Source organism: Calothrix sp. FACHB-168 (genome assembly GCF_963889195.1).
Taxonomy (GTDB): Bacteria; Cyanobacteriota; Cyanobacteriia; order Cyanobacteriales; family Nostocaceae; genus Aulosira; species Aulosira anomala_A.
Map to the genome: position 1 here is coordinate 78,474 of NZ_CAWPNJ010000052.1, position 20,231 is coordinate 98,704.

Below are 20,231 nucleotides of genomic sequence, written 5' to 3' on the forward strand. Positions count from 1 at the left end.
CTAATCTCTCCCCAAACAGCACCCGAACTAATTCGTAATTCGTAATTCGTAATTTATTATGGTTGTTGAAAATAACCGCGTGGAACAGGTGGCGCGGGAAGATTTGGTGATGTTTATTAATGCTTGTCTGGCTTGTACGGGACAGCGTGAGTTTTATGATGATGCTTATGGACAAAGGGTATCAATTGACTTTTTACATGATTATATTTTGGGGAATTATCGCTTACTTTATGCCCGTTCTTTGGCTGCGGGAATTAATCATTTTAATCAGGCGCAGATTATTTTGAAATTGTTGGCGACGGGGAAGGATACGTTACCAGAATATAAGGAAGAAGAGGGTGCTTTAATTGCGCAGGCTTTGCATAATTTACCACCGCAACGTGCTTGGGGGGTATTACAACAGTTGCGTCAACGACGGATTAATAATCGCCGCAGTCGCGCGATCGCGCGAGAATATTTAGAGCAGCGTCGTGATTTGAGTTTCCATGCTGTGAAGTATCGTACCAAGGTAAGAGCGATCGCAGTTCACGCACACTTGAAACTTCAAGGGGAATTAGGTACTTTTCTCTTTCATAACTGGAGACAAAAGATTTATGAAACAGCATTATTTGAAAAGTTTCGTCAAGCACATTACAGTGCAGAAGCAATTTACGAGTTACCTTTCACAGTAGCGGAAGGATTAGCAATTAAACACAAGATTAAGCGCGAGGTATTTTTAACCCGCATTCAACAGCAAATGACTGTAGGGGAAAAATTACGCTTCCAAGGTGCAGCAGAACGCACGGAAAAGGTAGAAATTGACTTAGATTTAGGACGTTTACCTTTAACTAAGTTGGCGTTGTATATTCTTTCCTTACCTCTGGAAATCAGAACAGAAAAACGGGAGATTTTACACCAAGCAATGCAGCAATCCGCGCGGTTTGTGTTGAAAAAAGCACCGTTAAAGCTGGGAAAAGTCGCGGCTGTGTTAGATTGTAGCTACTCTAGCTCTGGTTCTAGCGAAAAACGCCGTCGTCCTTTGGGTGTAGCTTTGGCTACGCACTACTTATTACAAGCCGCCGCCAAGGAATATCGTGCTTTTTGGACAATACCCCCAGAAAATCCCTTACAAATCCGCGCTTACGGACAAACTGATTTAGCTACACCCCTATTAGCCGCCTTAGGTTCTGGTGCAGATTTGGTGGTAATTGTATCTGACGGTTGTGAAAACTATCCTCCCCAAGGTGCGGCGGAAGTTTTGCGGATATTTCGGACTAAATTAGATCCGCAAAGGCGAACTTCCATCATTCATTGCAATCCCGTGTTTAACTCCGAAGACTTTTCCTTGCGTAATCTCAGCCACACCATCCCCACAGTGGGATTAAGGGATGCAGAAGACTTACCCACGATGTTAGGATTTGCACGTTTCGCTGATGGTTCTGCGCCGTTGTCAGAATTAGAAGCATATTTAGCGGAAAGAGTGCGACAAATGATAACAATTCAAAATTCAAAATTCAAAATTCAAAATGAAGAAAGGTAAATATCACAAGAATTAAAGCTTTGAGAGTGGAGGTTGCACCTTTTTACTCGAAGCTTGAAGTTCTGAACTCGGAAGTTGAGCCTTTTAACTCGAAGCTTGAAGTTCAGAACTCGGAATTTGCACCTTTTAACTCGAAGCATGAAGTTCTGAACTCGAAAGTTGCACCTTTTTACTCGAAGCATGAACTTCAGAACTCGAAAGTTGCACCTTTTTACTCGAAGCATGAACTTCAGAACTCGAAAGTTGCACCTTTTTACTCGAAGCATGAACTTCAGAACTCAAAACTTCCACCTTTTAACTCAAAACTTCCACCTCACAACAAAACATAATCCCTTCTCAACCAATTAACTCAAGAAAACTCCGCGTACCTTTGCGAGAACTCAGCACCCCTCCGCGTTAAAAAAGCCTCAACCCTAACTTCCCTTCTTAATCATGGCAACCAAACAGAAATTATTAACAGATATATCCTTAAAAGGCTTAGAAATTGCACCATCTCAGATACGCGGTGCCGTGCGAATTGTTCCTTTATTGCGGCGTGAGGTGCGGGGAGATTTACGCTTAATGCAGCGTAACTACAACGAAGATATTACTATTGTCTCCTTAGACGGAAAGATCGCGGAACCTGGGATGAAATACTATTCCTATGTGCCTCATGGGTTGGTGATGTCTTGGAGTGACGATGGAAGTCCCCTGGCTAGCTTTGGCGGACAGATAATAAAATCAGATGGAAAGCGTTTAGATTGCGGTTGTGCGACTGTACGCTTAATGCATCGCATGGCGAAGCGAGAAGCCAAGAATCAACTGCGATTTTTACCGCTACATTTGGCGATGGAAGGTTTTCTCTCGTTGTTTTTTTCCGGCCCCGATATTGCTTGGAGTGAATATTCTAAGTATGCTTTATCTCATGGCTTAGGTTCGCGCTATGAAATGTCCGTGAGTGGACGTTATATTGCGGGATTGGAAGATGCTTTGCGAGTATTTGAGATTCATCCGCGACAAGTTGGAGTGTTGGTATTTGTCGCTGAGACTTTAGCATCGGCGTTTGTAGTTCCCACCCCGGAAGATTACCGCGCTTTACATACCAGTTTACTTGAGGACTTCTACGGCGAGTTAATTTATGAATACAGCTTGATGTTTGACAAGCCTTTTCCAATGGATTTGTCGGTAGATGATTCGACAATTAATAGTTTGGCAGATTTGCGCAGCGCGATCGCCAAAATGCGATCGCATTGGGCTGCTTTTCAGGGATTCATGGCGGAAGGATTATTACAACGTCAGCTAAATTCCCAAAGAGTTTTTACAGCAGGGCCCTTTGTCCTGCAAAGATTTATCACCGATTTGCGCCCCAAGGAGGAAAATCATATTGGGGAAGCAATTATCCGAGAAAATGGCGAATTAGAATATCTCAAAACTTACCGTCTTTCCACCGCCCAAACCCGGCGAGTTTATCTACTCAGCCAGCTACATTTTTATAACTGGAATATAGATGCTACAGCCAAAGCACTAGGTAACACCCGCGAGGAATTTGTCACCCGCTTAGAGACAGTCGGCTTCGGTTATTTACTCAATCAACAAGTGCGAGATGCAGCTAGGAAAAAAGGGAAAAAATAATTCATAGTATCGTTGACAGTTGACGGTTGACGGTTGACGGTTGACCGAGAACAATAGCATCACGGTTGAAAAAATTGATAATTCCCCACCTCTATAATGAGAATATATAAGAACGCTCGGCTAACAGTAGGTGTAATATGCAAGCTCTTTTTTGGACTGTAGAAGAAGTTGCCCAAAGAGCCAAACAATTTTACGAAAATGGCATTCGTCAACAAGTTGAATATGGCGATAATATTGGCAAGATGATTGTAATCGATGCGGAAACAGGCGAATATGGAATTGATAAAACTGGTGTAGAATCTGCATTAATGTTAAAGCAGAAAAATCCCAAAGCTAGATTATTCACTATGCGAATTGGCTATGATGTTGCGTTTAGTTTTGGTGGTGCTTCTATGGAGCGTACAGTAGAATGATTTATCTGTCATTGGTCATTAGTCATTAGTTAGAGACGCGATTAATCGCGTCTGTACAATTGTCTCCCTTGTCCTCTCTGCCTTCTCTCCACAATCAAGCATACTGCTGTAGTTGCGCTAAATCATTCACAGCTTTTGCTAATTCATCTAAGTTAATTGGTTTGTGCAAATACTTTTGATAACCGGCTAAATAGGCGTATTGGCGATTCTCATCCATCACATAGGCACTAAGTGCGATCGCTCGTGTAATTCTACCTTGCTCGATGTCAATTCTTTTCACTTTCCGCAGTAAAGAATAGCCATCTTCATCAGGTAAGCAAATATCGCAAATCAGGACATCTGGTTGGAAGCAGGAAATGATTTCTAGGGCTTCACGCGCTGAAGTTGCTGTTAGCACCTCTGCCCCATCGAGTTCAAATAAAATACTGAGTAACTTCCTTGTATCCCGGTCATCATCAACTACAAGTAGGCGTAGTCCCTTGAACGAAATGGGTTTGTTATTCATAATTTCGACCCTAATGAAGATGTCAAACTTGGCGTGGTGATGAAATGCCAATACTCGCTCATCTTCTATTTAAACGCTTTTAGATGTTCAGGTCTGTCCGCTTCCGCACATAGAAATGTAATAATATTTATCAATGCTTACATAGCGACATATTGCTTCATAAATCAGCCAATTTGGCTGTTATAACTCGATAATACTCACATGAAACTGCTTATCCCGCTTATTTATCGCCAAGGTAGATACAGCTGCAATGATATCTGCTAATTATGTCTATATATTTTTGTAAAGATTTGGGCATGGGGCAATTCAATTTTGGATTTTGGATTTCCGATTTTGGATTAGGTTTAAATCTAAAATCCAAAATCTAAAATCTAAAATTCCTCGCCCCTAGCCCTTAGTAATGAATCCCCGCTTTTTTAAATCTGTGCAAGGCTTCACCTAAGCGATCGCAATCTGCAATTAAACTAATACGTACATAACCTTCGCCAGCAGCGCCAAAGGCATTACCTGGAGTCACAACAACACCAGTTTGTTGCAGTACATCTAAAGCAAAATCAGTGGAACCAATGCCCTCAGGACATTTCACCCACAAATACATAGTTGCTTTGGTTACGGGAATATTCCAGCCTAACTCTCCTAACCCAGCAATTAAGAAATCGCGACGGGTGCGGTAGCGTTGTTGGACTTCATGCAAGTATTCATCTGGTAGTTGCAATGCGGTTTCGGCGGCGGTTTGCAAGGCAGCAAAGATACCATAATCCAGGTTGGTTTTTAAAGTCCGCAAACCTTGAATTACATGGCGGTTCCCCACCACAAACCCCACGCGCCAACCAGCCATATTATAGGTTTTGGATAAGGTGTGGAATTCGACACCAATCTCTTTTGCACCAGGAATTTCTAATAAGCTAGTCGGTTGATAACCATCAAAAGCTAACTCGGCATAACACAAGTCATGCACTAAGAGAATTTCATGTTTTTTGGCAAAAGCGACGATTTCCTCAAAAAATTCCCTGGGTGCAGTCGCCGCCGTGGGATTGCTGGGATAGTTGAAATAGAGGATTTTGGCTTTTTGGGCAACTTCTTCGGGAATCGCGGCTAAATCAATTAACCAATCGTTCTCTGGTTTGAGCATCAAGCTGTAAACTTGTCCGCCAGCGATTACGGGGCCGCGAACGTGGACGGGATAGGCAGGAGAAGGTACCAGCACTATATCGCCAGGATTGATGTAAGCTAAGGCTAAATGGGCTAATCCTTCTTTAGAACCGAGTAGAGGTAAGGCTTCGCTATCAGGATCGAGAGAAACACCGTAACGGCGATCATACCAATTAGTGATAGAACGGCGGAAACTAGCAGTTCCCTCAAAGGGGGGATAACCATGATTAGCCGCATTTTGCAAAGCCTGCTTGGCGGCTTCTACCACCGGTTGTGGTGTGGGGCCATCAGGGTTTCCCATGCCCAAATCAATCAAATCTAAGCCTTGTTCCCTAGCTTTAGCCTTGAGTTCATCAAGACGGGCAAATACATAGGGTGGTAGCTTCTGTACTCGTTCTGCGGGAACAATCCAATCCAAACTCATTCCTGAACCTCAACCTCGTCACTTACTCCCCTCACTGAGACGCGATTTACCGTGTCTCGGCTTTCTACTGGTGCAGTGGTAGAAACCATCGCCGCCATTAATTGTTCCACCGCCACTTTAAACGGTAGCCGATGGATATCAGAAGTGGGAACTAAGGCGACTTCGGCTGCTGTTTGCAGTTCTGCTAGAGTAATGTTGCCCAATCCCAAATCGCTCAATTTTTTTGGTAAGCCAATCTCTGCATAGAATTTCAACAGTTGTTGTCTGGCTGAGGTTGCTAGCTGATTGCCCTGTACCATTTCTTCTAATCGCAGTTGCACTAAAATCCCATAGGCGACTTTTTCACCGTGAATACTGCTATGACCGGCAACATGGGTTAAACCATTATGCACTGCATGGGCGGCAACGGTACGACATTGGGCACCACCAAGTCCGCCAATTACCCCAGCCATTAACACTGTCGCGTCTACAACTTCCCGCCAAACTTCGCTTCCTGGTTCTTGTAAGGCGGTTGTGGATTTTTGCAATAAGATATCGCGCAAAACTCTTGCTTGTTGGACTGCGGCGATGGTAAGGGTTTGTTGTGAATGTCCGCTACTAACTGAGGCTTCATACCATTTTGCGATCGCATCCCCAATTCCAGCAACTAATGTATGCTGTGGTGCAGTTTGAATCAAGTCGTAATCGAGAATGAGTAAATCGGGACAGCGCGATAAGCTGACATCATAAAGAAACGCCCCAGATTCAGAATACACATTCGACAGCGCCGACCAAGCTGCACAGGTAGCTGCGGAAGTAGGAATTGTCACCACTGGTAATTGCAACTGATGGGCGACTAATTTCGCCGTATCTAGTGCTTTACCACCACCAACACCGATAATTAAATCTGCTTTATGGTCTTTTGCCGCTTTACGTAAGGATTTCAGGCTAGCTTCACAGCAATCTGCACCATAGGGCGCTTGAGCTACATGCAGCTGTTGTTTTTCTAAAATTGGTGACAAACTGGCTTGAGTAATTGCCAGAGTCGAATCGCCTGCGACAATTAAGGGACGACTTCCCAAGCTAGCAATCTCTGCTGCTGCCGATTCTAATACACTGGCACCACGAATTACTTTTGCTGGCGCGATCGCTAGCGTTAATAACGAACTAGATGTTTGAGTAGACAAAGTTTGAGTAGAAGATTGATTGGGCATATAACTAGTTTGCCAAAACCTTGATATTTCTCAGCAAATTGACAATAAAAATCGGGCTTATGCTGAATAGTTACAAATCAGGCTGCTTGCTACCACGAGAAATCCAGATAACTCCACAAAGCCCTTTGCCAACTGCTTGAGCAGTTTGACATGGCTTGACTCAATAGTGCCCATTAGCCTTAAATCCCGAACAATCAAAGTTTTGAATAATCGTATAACTAATTCACAATACCACTCCCACAGAAGGAAGAAAAAGGCTTTGGTCATGTGGGTTTCACTAATAATGTCTTCTGCCATCATTACCCGTAACCAACAGACTGATTAACTTTTTCCCACCAATGGCATGGCTAAATTAATATCTTAATCTAAAAAAAATAATTATTGTATACTGAAATACAAAAAAAATATTGTTTTACTGTTAACAATAAATCCTCATTTAATTTAGAGAAATATACTTACAAAATAATTTGTATCATTGAGAAAAAAACACCACTTCACAACGTCAATATAGAATCTCAGAGCCAAAAATATAAATTTAATTAGTGATACAAACAGTACATAGAATGGGGCATGGGGCATTGGGCATGGGGCATGGGGCATTGAAACAATTTTGGATTTTGGATTTTAGATTTTAGATTAGAATCCAAAATCGCAAATCTAAAATCTAAAATTCTTTGTCCCCCTGCTTCCCTACGCTGCTGCTTTCGGTAATTGGGCAAATTTCTCAGGATAAATTTCCACCGCCATTTGGGGATCTTCTCGCTGAGTTAGAGTGCGCTTGACCTGACCTAAGTATAGTGGTACGGTCAACCCTAGTTCTGGGTGAATTAGGGTACGGGCACGAATAGTCAGATAATTGTCATTCTTGGAACCTAAGCGCCCATAAGAATAGAGATTACTAGCTGCTTGGCGTAAAGTTGCTTCTAGTGCTGAAGGGGTAATATTTGGTGCGATCGCAATGACTGCTTGTGTAGAACCATTGTCATAAACTAGGGTGAAACGCACTGCGCCAGGAATCACAGTACGGCTTAAAGGTACTAACGAGAGTGCAAATAAACCACCTGTCAGTACCAGCATAAAACCAGTCGTACCCACCAGCCGAAAGCGAATACCCCATTTGAAGATTAAACCCAGGACTGTTAAAACGGCAAATACCAACGTGGCAATACCTGACCATTGGGTATATTGAAGAAAATCTGCTGTTGTGAGCATAAGGTTGGCTACTGAAGCGTGATTTTTCGATTACGGACAACACCATTCTACCGAGTGGTGCGATACCGCAAATCAACCAACCCTGGAAAACAACGCAAAACTAGCGCTTCGGGGCATGGCAAGTGCCCCTACAATACAATTCGCTGTATTTGTCCACCCCATACCCTAGTTAAAGGTTGAAAGATGATAATCTCAAACTTTTACAAGAAATCGCTAGACTACCATCTTCAGCACTGACAACATTTACCTGATATTGTGGTAAACAAGTTTCTACCGCATTACCTTTAATAATTTTCATTTCTGCTGCCAAGATACAACTGGCAAATTGCCCTTTTTCACTAAACGAAATATAATTTTCGGATTTGCAAACAAAATTAGATGTACCTGTTTTATAACTAGAAATTTGCAAATTCATATCTTGACTGAGGATACAACTTGCTAAGGAGCCATTTCCATATTTGGTGATAGTGTCTGTTTCACAAACAACTGAAGCTTGAGCAGGTAAAGAAATTGCCAGATTTAAGGTTAATAAACCGCAAGAAGATGTGACAACTGCTAAGAATGAAGAGAATATTTTCATACACAAATTCTGAGATTATTGATGGGTTTATTACAACAAAATAGATAAAAAAAAGGCATCTTTTACAGATGCCTATTATGCAGGAAAACCCCCAAAAGGGTTATCCGTACACCTTCCCAACAATCAGCAACAGTCACTAACTTGAATTAGTGACACTCACAGACGTGAATATTAGTAATTTTATTAACTGTTAAGGATGAATGACTCCGGTGGATACACTGAAAAAGTTATGTACTGTGTAGATTCATCAACTGTGCCGAATTTAATTTATATATTTAATCTGCTTGGCTGTTGATGGGGGTTGTTACAGACAATAAAGTACTTACCAATAAGTCATCAAAACTTCGCTAATTGACTCTAATTCTCTGGAGATTTGGATTTATTATCTTGGTTGTAACGATAAACTAATCCACAAACTGCGGATAACATCAACCATGACAGCGTATTCAAACGAAAATCGTAGAGAGTGACATCAACAATATTAGAGAGTAACCAGCCAAATAAGGCGATTATATAGGTGAAAAATAGCAATTTATCTTCAGAATTGGGGAATTTTGCTTCGCGTAGCAATTTCACAGATGCATACAAAATCCAGCCTATTAAACCACAAAATAACAGCGTACTAGGTATCCCAGTTTCAGCCGTGAGCATTAAAAATAAGTTGTGGGGATGACCTAGAGAAATCTGTGTTTTTGCTTGGTATAATCCTGTAAAATTGCGTAATCCCCAACCTGTCCAAGGATGTTGCTGAGTTAAAGACCAAGCAAATCCCCATTGGGTTTTACGCATTAAAGCTACTGGCCTGTCGGGATACATATCATCGTTTAAGCGTGCCCAAAAGAAAGCGGGAACGAAGCGGCGAAAAAATTGGGCGAATGGTGAAGGCGCAAACGCTGCTAATAAAATACAAGTTGCGATCGCACTTACACCACCTACCAGAATTCGCCAACCTTGGTAGAGTGCATAAGCTAAACAAACAAAAATAGCGATCGCCCAAGCATTCCGGGAGTTGGTAAAAATTAACGCTATGAAATTGATAATTCCCGTAATGGTCAAAAAGATTAGCGGTGCTTTAGACCTTTGAATTTGCTGCTTAATTAACTGCCATTGTTCTAGCCCTAAACCCAAACCAAAAGTAAAAAGTATAACTAAATAAGTACCTAATGTATTAGCGTGCATCAAAATTGATGACATCCGCCCTGGTGGTTCTCCTCCTGGTGCGATCGTCCACTCCAATACCACCCATAAAAAGGTTAAATTGAGCGACCAGCCCAAAAATAACTGTCCTAAGCCTAAAATAGTAATAGGCACGGAAGCAATGACCAAAATCCAAGCCATTTGCCGTAATTGAGCGATTTTTTGAAATAAAGCGCTTAATCCAGCAAAAACAATAAAGTAGGGTACAAAATTAAATAAGCCGACATAAGCCAGGGTTTTGTCTTCGGCGAACCCAGCTGTAATGGTTAGCAACACAGCTAGAAGCGCAAATCCCCAATTAATAGGGCGGCGAATAACTTTACCCCATTGACGCGCCAAAGTAATTAGGGATGCCAATACAATTAATACAGCCCCCAAAAAGGGACTCAATGGGAAGAGAACCAGCCCCACTTGAGTCAAATTCCAAGGCAATTGTAAGGCTTTGTTTGGATGGTAAACAGCCTGTATCAAGCTAGCTCCCAGCATTCACTACGGGTTAGACGAATTTGCGCTAGGGCGAAGATAGTCGGGATAATGCGACCATAGTTAGTAGCGATCGCTCTCCACCCTAAATCTGCAAAAAACCAAGCCCACATCACCGGGCCGATCACCGCGAAAACACTCCGCATCGCTCCATAACGTGCAGCGTTGACAGTCATCCCCCGCCGTGCCATTTGTAACGCTACATAAGTTTGAAATTGCGTAGTTGTAGTTGCTGTTCCTTGAATAGCGGCGGTTTTCGCTACTTGATAGGTAGCAAAATGTGTAGCAAATTGTCTAGCAATTTGTTTCAGTACCAGTGGTTGAATCACAGAAGTGACAGCTAAAGCACTACCACCTTTAAAAATTATGCCTAAGGGATCGCGTTGTAATAAAAGCGGTAGCGGTTGTTTCGCTTCCGATTTGATCAGGTGACGCTGTACCTGTAGAGTTAATTTTTGTTTTTCTTTTTCTGGCAATTTTTTCCACACATGCCCTAATAGATGCAAAAATACTTCTGCTTCTAAATCTACTGTTGCCAGTTGGTTAGAATAGGGTATTTTTAAATACTTACATACTTGAATTAATGCTTGACGGTAAGTTACTTGGCTAGTGCGTCCCCGCAATACTGTCATTCCATCTGCGGCTAAAAAGCGAAAACGATCCTCTAGTGTATCTAACCAAGCTTTGCGGTCTTGACTTTGGACTTCAATCGGTTCAGGTGTGTGAACGTAGTCTAAGGGATTGAACTTACGACTAAACAGAATCGCCGTTAAATCCTGCAATTCTTCTTCAGTTGCTAGCTCTAGAGCCGCCCTCAGTTCATCCAATTTCCCTTCCTCCGTTACTTGCTGCTTCTGTACCCTATTCTACTATTAGGTTTCGGCAGTCATTTAGTAACGTTTGTTGCAAGTTGACATCCTCACCGGGAATCGCGCCACGGTGATTCCTAAGACTCACGACTTAGGTTTCTGTTTCTTTCCATTACTGGATTTTCGCAACTGCCCTTTAGACTTATGCCTATCAGGTCTTATGTTCGCTCCACAGACTGTAACGGTGTGTCCCACCGCCAAAATGTTCTTAGCTGCATTGATATCTCGGTCGTGGTGCATCCCGCAGTTGGGGCAATCCCATTCCCTGATATTCAACGGCAACTTTTCCACAACGTGACCGCAATGCCCACAGCGCTTAGAACTAGGGAACCATCGGTCAATCTTCACCAAGGTTCGACCGTACCAAAGAGCTTTATATTCCAGTTGCCTCACCAATTCTCCCCATGCTGCATCACTAATGGCACGGGCGAGTTTGGGATTCTTGACCATGTTCTTAACTACCAAATCCTCAACCACTATCGTTTGGTTTTCACGAATCAGTCGGGTTGTCAGCTTATGCAGATGGTCTTTTCTGGAGTCAGAAATCTTAGCTTGAATCCGAGCAACTTTGAGCGAGGCTTTATCTCGGTTGCGAGAGGCTTTCTGCTTGCGCGAGAGCGCTTTTTGCACTTTCCGCAACTTTTGGTAGTGCTTGTCAAACGCTTTGGGGTTAGCAATCTTTTCACCCGTACTCAGGGTAACGAGACTGCTCACCCCAACATCCAACCCAACAGCGTTATCAACAGGCCGCAAAGTTTCGTCAGACGGATCATTAATTCTCAGACTGACAAACCATCGTCCAGAAGGTTCAATCCTAACTGTGATGGTGCTAGGTTCACACCCCTTTGGCAGTTGCCTAGACCATTTAATAGACAGTGGTTCAGAACACTTTGCCAAGTAGACTTGTCCATCCTTCCATCGGAAAGCAGACTTGGTAAATTCTGCACTGCCACCACTGCGTTTGGTCTTGAAGTTGGGGTATTTCGCCCTACCTGCAAAGAAATTAGTGAAAGCAGTTTGCAGATGCCTCAAACCTTGTTGCAGTGGTACACAGCTAACCTCATTCAAAAATTCCAGTTCTTCGAGTTTTTTCCACTGCGTCAACATGGTGGAGGTTTGAGCGTAATCTACTCGCTCTTGTCTCTCATACCAAGCTTCAGTTCTTGCTGCCAATGCTCGGTTAAAAACCAACCGCACGCAACCAATTGTCCGGCGCAATATCTGTTCTTGCTCGGCAGTTGGGTAAAAACGGTAACGGTAGGCTTTTTCCATACTTCACATTTTACCACATTCCATGTAAACCGGTACTAAAGGACGGGGTTTCTACCCATTTTTCTGATGATGAATTCATTTTTATTCGTTGAATAAATCTAAAATTGCTTCACATCTGCGATCGCTCTAATGAAATCTGAGTTTTCTCCTGAAGTTTCTGTATTCCCAATCTCTACCAGAGATCTATCATCTATAGCGGTACAAGTGTTTTTTAATTTTTTGTATCTTTTTTAGACTATTGCTTAATTAAATATACTTAAGGATGTTTTTGGGTCTTAGTAAAATAAAAAATTTAATTATACTTGCTTTTTCTACGAAATCACCTGATTCGCCTTTTTTAGCAGATTAAAATATAAATCCTCATATTTTCTCCAGAATTACTACTTACAATAGAAGTTAAAAAAATATCATTTACCGTTTGTCGCTAATTGCCGATTTTTAGTAACTTTTCTAGCTTCTGCTCAATTATTGTACGCAGAATCTGAGAATTCATAGCCAATCTCTAATTCAACATTTGAAGGGAAAAATTCCCTGGGATTAGAGGATGGTGCGATTGACTAACCAAAAGCCCGATCTAGACAGGCTTGATGCACAAATTTTCTTTGTCGGGGAGTGACAAAAAGGATTACAACATGATGACTATCGGCTCTAACCCAATTTCTTATAGGTCTTTAAAATACCTTTTTAGCCTGAAATCGCTGACATTTGGCTTTTTTTTCCTAGCTGTCACGGGCAATTATGAAAATGCTATAGCTCAAACTGCAAATCCTCAAACCTTACCACCAGGAAGGGTAGAAGAAGTACCAGTAACGCCATTACCCTCAGAGGTACTACCGTCACCACCAGAAGACAATCAATTACTACCGCTACCAACAATACCAGATCAATCAAATCCCGCAGAGAATGGGGCTAATATTAAATTTCGTGTCGATCGCATTGAAGTTGTTGGGAGTACAGTCTTCAAACCAGAAGAGTTTGCAGCGATTACAAAATCTTATTTGGGTAAGGAACTGACATTTGCAGAGTTATTACAAATCAAAGATGCAATTACCAAGCTTTACACAGATAAGGGTTATGTCACCACAGGAGCGTTGATTACACCGCAAACTGTAGAAGATGGAACCATCAAAATTCAGGTAATTGAAGGTAGTCTGGAAGAAATTAAAATTGTTGGTAACCGACGATTAAATAGTCAATATATTCGCTCGCGCATTCAACTGGGTGCAGGAACCCCGTTGAATGTACCCCGCTTACTAGAAAAGCTGCAACTCCTCCGCCTCGATCCGCGCATTCAAAATTTATCAGCAGAGTTGCAGATGGGTGTGCGTCCGGGAAGTAATATTTTACAGGTGGAAATCCAAGAAGCCGATACTTTTAGACTAACAACAAGTATAGATAATGGGCGATCGCCTAGTGTGGGTAGTTTTCGCCGGGGTGTAGATTTGCAAGAAGCGAATTTACTCGGTTTAGGCGATACTCTGAGTATCGGTTACGCCAATACCGATGGCAGCAATACAATTAATTTCAATTACACACTACCAATTAATGCGCACAATGGTACTCTCTCCTTTGGGTTTAACAAAGGTTGGAACCGTGTCATAGAAGAACCTTTCAGCGTTCTCGATATTCAATCAGATACAACTTCTTACGAATTTAGTTATCGTCAACCCTTACTGCAAAAGCCAACTCAAGAATTAGCGGTAGGTTTCTCGTTTTCTCGCCAGGAAAGCCAAACTGAGTTAGGTATTGATAATATCGGCCCGTTTCGTCTGTCACCAGGTGCAGATGAGCAAGGAAGAACGAATATTTCTGCTTTACGCTTTTTTCAAGATTATACTCAGCGTAGTACCAGCCAAGTTTTTGCATTGCGATCGCAATTTAGTTTAGGTGTAGATTGGTTTGGAGCCAATGTTAATCAAGATGAACCAGATAGCCGCTTTTTCTCTTGGCGAGGACAAGCTCAGTGGGTGCGACAGTTAGCACCAGATACCCTATTTTTAACTAGAGGCGATATCCAACTATCCGCAAATTCCCTTGTACCCTTAGAACAATTTGGTCTAGGTGGACAGTTAAGTGTGCGCGGCTACCGCCAGGATACATTACTTACAGATAATGGCATGTTATTCTCCGCAGAATTGCGGTTACCGATTCTCCGCGCTCCCAAAATAGGCGGAGTCCTCCAACTAACACCCTTTATTGATGTGGGTACAGGCTGGAATGTCAAAGGCGACAATCCATCACCCAGTACTTTAGTAGGTACGGGTTTAGGGCTACTGTGGAAACAAGGCGATAGTTTCTCAGCCCGTTTTGATTGGGGTATTCCTCTGACTTCAGTGGAGGGTGAAAAACGCAGTTTGCAAGAAAATGGGCTGTATTTTTCAGTGCAGTATTCGCCGTTTTAATCGCACAATACTGTAGCCTAAATTCCTATGTTTAGAAACCCTGTAAAGACCTAAGAAATATTAGATTTGTTGCTTGATTTGCAAACACGATCAATCTATGGTTGTTCAGGGTTAACTGTGACAAATAACAATCTCTCTTGACGATGTCATAAATTATACGTGTAATAGAGGTATAACTAAAGTCATGGTCAAGAAAAATCCAAGATATGAGAGCGATTTCTTTTGCAATAAGCCAGAGAATTCATGTATTTATCGTATCATTAACTACAGAATTATTGGCTTTAAGCTTAGTATTACCCGCAATAGCCCAAGTCACATCTGATGGTACTACTAACACCGTTGTTAATCAAAATGGTAATAGTTTTCAGATTATTAATGGTATAGAAAAAGGTAGTAATTTATTTCACAGCTTTAGCAATTTTTCTATACCTACGGGTAGTACAGCAACTTTTGATTTAACCCACACACCGAATATTACAACTATATTTAGTCGGGTGACTGGTGGAAATGTTTCCCAGATTGATGGATTAATTCAAACTCTTAATAGTAATAATCCGGTGAGTTTGTTTTTAATGAATCCTAACGGAATTGTATTTGGTAAAGATGCCAGATTAGATATTAGCGGCTCTTTTGTAGTCACGACAGCGAATAGTATTAAGTTTGCTGATGGGACAGAATTTAGTGCAGTGAATGCCAATGCAACTCCTTTGTTGACGATGAGCGTACCTGTAGGATTGCAGATGGGGCAAAACTCAGGAGCGATTGACATTCAAGGTTTGGGACATGGTTTAACAACTTCGTTACCTATCTTAGGCTTTTTGACTCCAACTAACAGCTCAGTATCAAATCTACAAGTTCCACGTGAAAAAACATTAGCTCTATTAGGAAATTCTGTCAATTTGAATGGCGGTAATCTGATCGCCCAAGGCGGACAAATTCAAGTTGGTAGTGTTGCTTCTGGGCAAGTTATGCTTCAGCCCAACTTGCAAGGCTGGACTTTAGTATACGATTGGGTTAATCAGTTTTCTCCCATTACCCTATCTCAAGCTGCATCAATCAATGTCAGTGGTATACCTAGTGGATCAATCTACCTCAGAGGTAAAAGCGTTGAACTGCGTGATGGTTCAATTTTCAGCAGTACTAACTTAGGAACTCAGGATGCTGGACAGATTCGGATTGAAGTACAAGACACCCTCAAGTTCTTAGGTACAACTTTGGATGCCACAATTGGTAGTGGTGTAATTGTAGATACAGTTACTCATGCAAGAGCTGCCAATGTCAATGTAATTGCCCGTAATCTGCTTTTTGAGGGAGGTGGAGGTATCTCCTCCCGCACTTATGGCTTAGGGGAAGGTGGTACAATCAACCTCGAAGTTGCTGAATCTACAGAGTTTAGAGATTTTTCCCCAAGCAATGCTTTTTTAATTAGTGGGTTATTTTCCGTTAGTCTTGCTTCGGGAAAATCAGCAGATATTCAAGTATCTACAGGAAGCTTCAAGGCAATTAATGGAGCTGGAATTATCATCAATCCTTTTAGCTCAGGAGATGGTGGCACTATTAATGTTCGTGCCAAGGATGTAATTGAGCTAACTGGCATGAGTCCTTTATTCAACCCTAGCGCATTTTCCAGTAGTAACTTTGGAACAGGAAATGCGGGAAATGTATTTATTAATACCGGAAGGTTAATCATTGCAGAAAGTGGACTAGTAACAGCATCTACAGTCAACTCAGGAAAAGCTGGAAGTGTAGAGATAAATGCAACAGAGTCGATAGTTGTCAAAAATCGCAAAGATGGTGGTGTCAATCCTAGTTCTATTAATTCATCAGGCTTGATTTTAGATTCGATTCAACGGCAAATTTTTGGTTTACCCGATGCGCCTTCTGGTGATTCCGGGAGCGTGACGATCAATACGCCATTGTTGGAGGTTAGTAATTATGGAGAAGTTAGCGTTCGTCAACCTGGTCAAGGAAATGCAGGAAAACTTGAAATAAATGCCAATTCAATTGTTTTGAACAATCAAGCCTCTATCTCCGCCGCTACCAATTTAGGAGAAGGAGGTAATGTCTTTTTACGCTCAAACCTTATCCGAATGCGGGAAAATAGTTCAATTAGTGCTACAGCAGGAGGAATAGGCAATGGTGGTAATATCACTATTAATTCTCCTATAATTTTAGGATTAGAAAATAGTGATATTATTGCTAACGCTGTCCAAGGGCGAGGCGGAAACATTGACATCTCAACTCAAGGGATTATTGGTTTAGAATTCCGCAATACTCTTACACCAAGAGAAGAACTTACCAATGACATCACAGCCAGTTCTCAGTTTAATATTAATGGTTCTGTACAAATTAATAATATTGGCATTGACCCTAACTCCGGCTTAGTAGAATTACCAGCAAGTATCACCGATTCATCGCAGCAAATAGCTAGTGGTTGTAGTGCAAATCCTAGTAGTAGTTTTGTCGCCACAGGAAGGGGTGGTGTACCGCAAAATCCGATACAGGAAATGAGGAGCGATCGCACTTGGTCTGATGTTCGCAATCTGAGTGCATTCCGCAACACACAGCCAGTACAAGCACAAATCCCCCAATCAACAGAGGTTCTTGTCCAAGCTACATCTTGGCATCGCAACGCTAAAGGTAAAATTGAGTTATTTGCAGATAAGTCTTCTACTCCAATACTAGCAGTATTAACCTGTGCTGCGGTTGCTAAATAATATGGAAGAATTGATGCAACTCGGTAATCAATTAGCAATAGCAACTGCAAATAATATTGATACTACACCAGAATTATTAACAGAATTGGCGAGACATGAAGATATACAAGTTCGTCAAGCTGTAGCCGGGAACCCTAATACTCCCATAGATGTGTTATTTCAACTAGCAGAAGAATTTCCCATAGAGTTTATTAAAAATCCGATTTTACCTTTATTACATTTAGAAAATCATGATTTTTACAAAACAATTCCCCATGAAGTTATCCAAAATATTTTAGCCTCTGAAGATGCTCCAGAAGAATGGTTAATTGAGTTTGCTAATTCTGGACATTATGATTATTTATTGCTAATTGTGCAAAATCCTCAAGTCAGCAAAAAAGTACTACAATTAGTGACGGAAAATCAATATTGCAATGATTTTATTCGAGAATTGATAGAAATGCATGTCAATATTGCCGGAGAAATGTCTTCAGGGTGGCAAGAATATGCGGATAATATATTACAAAATATTCATGATAGTATTGCATCGGGATTTTACAATACTGCTCACTTAGGATGTAATTATTATAACAGTGCTAAAGGAGAATATTATCAATTTACTTTTTGGCTGTTGGGAATTGAGCCTAAGTTGCAACTTGCTCAAGCTTCAGAATACATTCAGGAAACTATCGCTAGATTTAGCGATACTCACCCAGAATATTTACGAGAATTGTTAACTTTAAAAATTAAAATTCCCACGCTGATTGAAGTTGCTAAAAATAAAAATACACCTGTTGAATGTTTAATTGAACTTGTTAATCATAATTCTAGGGTAGTACGGGAAGCTGCAATGAGAAATCCTAGTTTACCAAGGTCAATAGTTAATAATTTTTTTCAAGAACGATTTTTAGCAACTCATCCGCATACAGAGGTAGAAAAGTTACGGGAACTATATACGAGTAAATGGTCATTTATTCGCGTCAGAGTTGCAAAGCATCCAAATCTAGAGTTAAGCGATTTAGAAAAATTAGCGCGATCGCCTGAATGGAGAATCAGGGTATCTGTTGCTAGTAATCCTCGTGCAGATATGCATATACTCAAACATCTTACTCAAGATAAAAGCATTCTCGTGCGTCGAGCAGTGGCGTCAAATAGCCAAACACCTCAAGAATATCTGGAGATATTATCGCGCGATCGCCATGTCCATGTCCGTGCTGATGTGGCTAAAAATCCCCATACTCCATCAGAAATTTTACGACTTCTTTACCAAGAGCAAGATAGGCGCATACTGCAAAATATCGCTTTAAATCCAGCTACTTCCCCAGAATTAAAAGCACAATTAGAATTACAGTATATTTCCAGAAAATCTAATTATATTTATCTCTGGCTCAGGCTGTTTAATGCCGAATACGACTATCAAGGAATTGAAATAAAAGAACTACCTAGTCAAGAACAATATGACATCGCCGCAAGTGCAATGACACCAATTCCTCAATTATTAGAATTGATTAAGATTGTACCTGATAATATTTATTGGGAAGCAGTACATAATATTTGGCAACAAGTAGTTTATAATCCCGATTTATCGCCAGATTTATTACTACAAATTTTAAATGTTCGTAGTGTAGATATATATGCAGCAGTAGCTTCTCATCCACATATAAATAATGAAATTTGCCACAAAATAGCTAACATAAAATTTAGAGATTTAAGTGGCTATAGACTGCGATGGCTAATGCTGCAAAATCCCCATATATCATTAGAATTTATAGAAAATTCATTATATGATATAACTTCAGATGTTCGCCAAGCTGCATTAATTAAATATAAAGAGAAATTCGCTAATAGTGAGCATCAAAATATTTTTTTAATTGCATATAATGCCGCAGTATACGAACAGACTCCTATCGAAAAGTTAGCTGAACTAGCCAAGCATAAATCTGTACTGATTCGCGAAGCTGTTGCCCAAAACGCTAGCTTGATAGAAGCATATAGTTATTCTGAAAAGGCTAGAAATTGTCTAAAAAAGCTAGCAAAAGATAAAAATCAAGCTGTGAGACTATCAGTTGCTAACAACATTAATACTCCAATTCCTATACTAGAAGTTCTCGCTAAAAATTATCACTATAAACCTAGTATATATACTCGTCATCAACGTCACCATAACCTTAAAGAACATAAAGTTTTTGTAGTAGCAGTCAAAAAACTAATACAAATTGCTCCGGAAATCGCTAGCAAATATCTAGTTCAGTATATAGAACCAAATTTTCGCACTATCGATTCAATACCATTTCGCTTGGCTATTATCCAAAATTTCACATTACCTAAGGAATATTTTTTAAAAAAATTAAAAACATTAAATTTATTTACTTGGTATGAACGTTATCTCATCGCCCAAAATCCGCAAACATCAACAGAAATTTTGCAAATTTTGGTGAAAGATGGAAATCGAGTTGTACGCGCCGCAGCAAAAGCAAGATTAAATGAGAAATCATAGAGTTAAGCTACATCTTGGCATCGTCGCGCTGATGGCAAAATTGAGTTAGTTGTGGCTCAAACTGCCAATGTACAACCATTTTTAACTTGTACTGCTGTTCCTGATGGTCAATTTCCCAACTTTTAGGAATTTTGTCAAAACGGTATCGCCTAGTCATAGCCCTTTGTAGACATCACTTCAGACCACAGGTAAGACATACTTATTTA

Annotated in this window: 17 protein-coding genes; 6 read left to right on the top strand and 11 right to left on the bottom strand. The window is 40.9% G+C overall.

Annotation, left to right across the window (positions count from 1 at the left end; genetic code table 11):
• Window positions 1–58 precede the first annotated feature (58 nt).
• Entirely contained in the window at window positions 59–1,519 is a 1,461-nt protein-coding gene (locus tag AACW45_RS27895; RefSeq protein ID WP_190629344.1) for a hypothetical protein, read from the top strand.
• A 126-nt stretch (window positions 1,520–1,645) separates the two neighbouring features.
• Here AACW45_RS27895 and AACW45_RS27900 read toward each other — a convergent pair whose 3' ends face one another.
• Window positions 1,646–1,801 carry a hypothetical protein gene (locus tag AACW45_RS27900; protein WP_190629346.1) on the bottom strand — a complete coding sequence of 52 codons (156 nt, stop codon included), beginning with the start codon at window positions 1,799–1,801 and terminating at the stop codon, window positions 1,646–1,648.
• A 150-nt stretch (window positions 1,802–1,951) separates the two neighbouring features.
• Here AACW45_RS27900 and AACW45_RS27905 point away from each other — a divergent pair, with 150 nt between their 5' ends.
• A complete protein-coding gene (locus AACW45_RS27905; RefSeq protein WP_190629347.1) occupies window positions 1,952–3,130 on the top strand; it encodes an ARPP-2 domain-containing protein in 1,179 nt (392 codons plus the stop codon).
• A 137-nt stretch (window positions 3,131–3,267) separates the two neighbouring features.
• Window positions 3,268–3,543: a hypothetical protein gene (locus tag AACW45_RS27910; protein ID WP_190629350.1), complete on the top strand. Its 276-nt coding sequence runs from the start codon at window positions 3,268–3,270 to the stop codon at window positions 3,541–3,543.
• A gap of 94 nt (window positions 3,544–3,637) precedes the next feature.
• Here AACW45_RS27910 and AACW45_RS27915 read toward each other — a convergent pair whose 3' ends face one another.
• The 9 genes from AACW45_RS27915 to AACW45_RS27955 form a co-directional block, all read right to left on the bottom strand.
• A complete protein-coding gene (locus AACW45_RS27915) occupies window positions 3,638–4,048 on the bottom strand; it encodes a response regulator (protein ID WP_190629352.1) in 411 nt (136 codons plus the stop codon).
• A gap of 394 nt (window positions 4,049–4,442) precedes the next feature.
• Entirely contained in the window at window positions 4,443–5,624 is a 1,182-nt protein-coding gene (locus tag AACW45_RS27920; protein WP_190629354.1) for an aspartate aminotransferase, read from the bottom strand.
• Window positions 5,621–6,817, bottom strand: a complete 1,197-nt coding sequence (locus AACW45_RS27925) for an iron-containing alcohol dehydrogenase family protein (protein WP_190629356.1) — start codon at window positions 6,815–6,817, stop codon at window positions 5,621–5,623. The genes AACW45_RS27920 and AACW45_RS27925 overlap by 4 nt, the downstream gene beginning before the upstream one ends.
• A 57-nt stretch (window positions 6,818–6,874) precedes the next feature.
• On the bottom strand, window positions 6,875–7,117 hold the full coding sequence (locus AACW45_RS27930; RefSeq protein ID WP_190629358.1) for a hypothetical protein: 243 nt from the start codon (window positions 7,115–7,117) through the stop codon (window positions 6,875–6,877).
• 390 nt (window positions 7,118–7,507) lie between these two features.
• Window positions 7,508–8,029: a Ycf51 family protein gene (locus tag AACW45_RS27935; RefSeq protein ID WP_190629362.1), complete on the bottom strand. Its 522-nt coding sequence runs from the start codon at window positions 8,027–8,029 to the stop codon at window positions 7,508–7,510.
• 169 nt (window positions 8,030–8,198) lie between these two features.
• Window positions 8,199–8,609: a hypothetical protein gene (locus tag AACW45_RS27940; protein WP_190629365.1), complete on the bottom strand. Its 411-nt coding sequence runs from the start codon at window positions 8,607–8,609 to the stop codon at window positions 8,199–8,201.
• A 357-nt stretch (window positions 8,610–8,966) separates the two neighbouring features.
• Window positions 8,967–10,292, bottom strand: a complete 1,326-nt coding sequence (locus AACW45_RS27945) for an O-antigen ligase family protein (RefSeq protein WP_190629368.1) — start codon at window positions 10,290–10,292, stop codon at window positions 8,967–8,969.
• Window positions 10,274–11,116 carry a YaaW family protein gene (locus tag AACW45_RS27950; RefSeq protein WP_190629370.1) on the bottom strand — a complete coding sequence of 281 codons (843 nt, stop codon included), beginning with the start codon at window positions 11,114–11,116 and terminating at the stop codon, window positions 10,274–10,276. The genes AACW45_RS27945 and AACW45_RS27950 overlap by 19 nt, the downstream gene beginning before the upstream one ends.
• Window positions 11,117–11,242: 126 nt before the next feature.
• The gene (locus AACW45_RS27955) at window positions 11,243–12,430 is read right to left on the bottom strand and encodes an RNA-guided endonuclease InsQ/TnpB family protein (RefSeq protein ID WP_190629374.1); all 1,188 of its coding nucleotides are present in this window, start codon (window positions 12,428–12,430) and stop codon (window positions 11,243–11,245) included.
• A gap of 632 nt (window positions 12,431–13,062) precedes the next feature.
• Here AACW45_RS27955 and AACW45_RS27960 point away from each other — a divergent pair.
• From AACW45_RS27960 to AACW45_RS27970, 3 genes are all read left to right on the top strand, one after another.
• A complete protein-coding gene (locus tag AACW45_RS27960) occupies window positions 13,063–14,832 on the top strand; it encodes a ShlB/FhaC/HecB family hemolysin secretion/activation protein (RefSeq protein ID WP_242045539.1) in 1,770 nt (589 codons plus the stop codon).
• 206 nt (window positions 14,833–15,038) lie between these two features.
• The gene (locus AACW45_RS27965) at window positions 15,039–17,549 is read left to right on the top strand and encodes a beta strand repeat-containing protein (RefSeq protein WP_190629375.1); all 2,511 of its coding nucleotides are present in this window, start codon (window positions 15,039–15,041) and stop codon (window positions 17,547–17,549) included.
• Entirely contained in the window at window positions 17,530–20,025 is a 2,496-nt protein-coding gene (locus AACW45_RS27970; RefSeq protein WP_190692790.1) for a hypothetical protein, read from the top strand. Before AACW45_RS27965 ends, AACW45_RS27970 begins: the two co-directional genes overlap by 20 nt.
• 7 nt (window positions 20,026–20,032) lie before the next feature.
• On the opposite strand, the gene AACW45_RS27975 is transcribed toward AACW45_RS27970, so the two are convergent.
• The gene (locus AACW45_RS27975; protein ID WP_190629379.1) at window positions 20,033–20,182 is read right to left on the bottom strand and encodes a hypothetical protein; all 150 of its coding nucleotides are present in this window, start codon (window positions 20,180–20,182) and stop codon (window positions 20,033–20,035) included.
• Window positions 20,183–20,231: the final 49 nt, after the last annotated feature.